General features: G+C 55.3%; 2 rRNA genes. Both read right to left on the bottom strand.

The annotated features are described in order from the left end of the window. A 5S ribosomal RNA gene (gene rrf, locus GPM19_RS15120) occupies nt 1-108 on the bottom strand; the annotation flags it as partial. Nucleotides 109-200: 92 nt separating this feature from the next. Beyond that, nucleotides 201-3,091: ribosomal RNA gene (locus GPM19_RS15125) — 23S ribosomal RNA — on the bottom strand. Nucleotides 3,092-3,190 lie beyond the last annotated feature (99 nt).

A 3,190-nucleotide genomic window follows, 5' to 3' on the forward strand; every position in this document is an offset into this window, starting at 1 on the left:
ATGACCTACTCTCGCATGGGGAGACCCCACACTACCATCGGCGCGGAACGGTTTCACGACTGAGTTCGGCAAGGGATCAGGTGGTTCCCGGACGCTATGGTCGTCAGGCAAAACTTTTAATGTCTATCATGCGGATGGCACGTCGCCTGGGCGACGGGCTGATTGTCTGTTGTCCTGCGATCAGACCCCTTGGGTGTTATAGGGTCAAGCCTCACGGGCCATTAGTACACGTTAGCTCAACGCCTTGCAGCGCTTCCACACCGTGCCTATCAACCAGCTGGTCTCGCTGGGCCCTTCAGGAGGCTCAAGGCCTCGGGGACGTCTCATCTTGAAGGGGGCTTCCCGCTTAGATGCTTTCAGCGGTTATCCCGTCCGACCATAGCTACCCGGCAATGCCACTGGCGTGACAACCGGAACACCAGAGGGTCGTCCACTCCGGTCCTCTCGTACTAGGAGCAGCCCTTCTCAAACGTCCAACGCCCACGGCAGATAGGGACCGAACTGTCTCACGACGTTCTAAACCCAGCTCGCGTACCACTTTAAATGGCGAACAGCCATACCCTTGGGACCGACTTCAGCCCCAGGATGTGATGAGCCGACATCGAGGTGCCAAACACCGCCGTCGATGTGAACTCTTGGGCGGTATCAGCCTGTTATCCCCGGAGTACCTTTTATCCGTTGAGCGATGGCCCTTCCATACAGAACCACCGGATCACTAGAACCTGCTTTCGCACCTGCTCGACGTGTCTGTCTCGCAGTCAAGCACCCTTATGCTCTTGCACTCAATGCACGATGTCCGACCGTGCTGAGGGTACCTTCGTGCTCCTCCGTTACGCTTTGGGAGGAGACCGCCCCAGTCAAACTACCCACCACACACTGTCCTCGATCCCGATAAGGGACCTGAGTGAGAACGCCAATGATGCCAGGCTGGTATTTCAAGGTTGGCTCCCCCCGAACTGGCGTCCGGGGTTCCTAGCCTCCCAGCTATCCTACACAGGCAACATCAGCGTCCAGTGTGAAGCTATAGTAAAGGTTCACGGGGTCTTTCCGTCTAGCCGCGGGTACACCGCATCTTCACGGCGATTTCAATTTCACTGAGTCTCGGGTGGAGACAGCGTGGCCATCATTACGCCATTCGTGCAGGTCGGAACTTACCCGACAAGGAATTTCGCTACCTTAGGACCGTTATAGTTACGGCCGCCGTTTACCGGGGCTTCAATCAAGAGCTTCGCCCGAGGGCTAACACCATCATTTAACCTTCCGGCACCGGGCAGGCGTCACACCCTATACGTCCGCTTGCGCGTTGGCAGAGTGCTGTGTTTTTAATAAACAGTTGCAGCCACCTGGTATCTTCGACCGGTTCGGGCTCGGGGAGCAAGTCCCGTCACCCTACGCCGGCGTGCCTTCTCCCGAAGTTACGGCACCATTTTGCCTAGTTCCTTCACCCGAGTTCTCTCAAGCGCCTTGGGATTCTCTCCCTGACCACCTGTGTCGGTTTGGGGTACGGTCGCACATGATCTGAAGCTTAGAGGCTTTTCCTGGAAGCGTGGCATCAGTGACTTCCTGACCGTGGTCAGTTCATCTCGTGTCTCGGCTTTAAGGTCCCGGATTTGCCTAGGACCTCGGCCTACTCACTTTCACCAGGACAACCAACGCCTGGCCCACCTAGCCTTCTCCGTCCCCCCATCGCAATCATGTCCGGTACGGGAATATTGACCCGTTTTCCATCGACTACGCCTTTCGGCCTCGCCTTAGGGGCCGACTCACTCTGCTCCGATTAGCGTCGAACAGAAACCCTTGGTCTTCCGGCGAGGGCGTTTTTCACGCCCTTTATCGTTACTCATGTCAGCATTCGCACTCGTGATACCTCCAGCAGACTTCTCAATCCACCTTCATCGGCGTACACGACGCTCCTCTACCGCGCATTCCTAAGAATGCACCCGTAGCTTCGGTACCTGGTTTAGCCCCGTTACATCTTCCGCGCAGGCCGACTCGACTAGTGAGCTATTACGCTTTCTTTAAAGGGTGGCTGCTTCTAAGCCAACCTCCTAGCTGTCTGAGCCTTCCCACATCGTTTCCCACTTAACCAGGATTTGGGGACCTTAGCTGACGGTCTGGGTTGTTTCCCTTTTCACAACGGACGTTAGCACCCGCTGTGTGTCTCCCACGCTGCACTCACCGGTATTCGGAGTTTGCCTCGGGTTGGTAAGTCGGGATGACCCCCTAGCCGAAACAGTGCTCTACCCCCGGTGGTGATACATGAGGCGCTACCTAAATAGCTTTCGAGGAGAACCAGCTATCTCCGGGCTTGATTAGCCTTTCACTCCGATCCACAAGTCATCCAAATCTTTTTCAACAGATCCTGGTTCGGGCCTCCAGTTGATGTTACTCAACCTTCACCCTGCTCATGGATAGATCGCCCGGTTTCGGGTCTATTTCCAGCGACTAGCGCGCCCAGTTAAGACTCGGTTTCCCTACGGCTCCCCTATGCGGTTAACCTCGCCACTGAAAATAAGTCGCTGACCCATTATACAAAAGGTACGCCGTCACCCAACAAGTGGGCTCCGACTGCTTGTACGCACACGGTTTCAGGATCTATTTCACTCCCCTCTCCGGGGTTCTTTTCGCCTTTCCCTCACGGTACTGGTTCACTATCGGTCAGCCAGGAGTATTTAGCCTTGGAGGATGGTCCCCCCATGTTCAGTCAAGGTTTCTCGTGCCCCGACCTACTCGATTTCACGTGATCAGATTTTCGACTACGGGGCTATCACCCGCTACGGCCAAGCTTCCCAGCTTGTTCGCCTAATCAGTCACACGCTTAAGGGCTGGTCCCCGTTCGCTCGCCGCTACTAGGGGAATCTCGGTTGATTTCTTTTCCTCAGGGTACTTAGATGTTTCAGTTCCCCTGGTTCGCCTCGTACACCTATGTATTCAGTGCACGATACTCATCTTGTGATGAGTGGGTTTCCCCATTCAGAAATGCCCGGGTCACAGGTTGTTTGCCACCTCGCCGAGCCTTATCGCAGGCTGCCACGTCTTTCATCGCCTCTGGCTGCCTAGGCATCCACCGTGTGCGCTTCATTGCTTGACCCTATAACCCGAAGGAGTCTGGGTCGCAATGACAACATGCAAAAGACTTGCGTCTTCTGCGTTCATCAGCATGATATACATTGTTAAAGAGCGACTGCTG

The organism is Vreelandella zhuhanensis, from assembly GCF_009793355.1.
Classification (GTDB): Bacteria; Pseudomonadota; Gammaproteobacteria; order Pseudomonadales; family Halomonadaceae; genus Vreelandella; species Vreelandella zhuhanensis.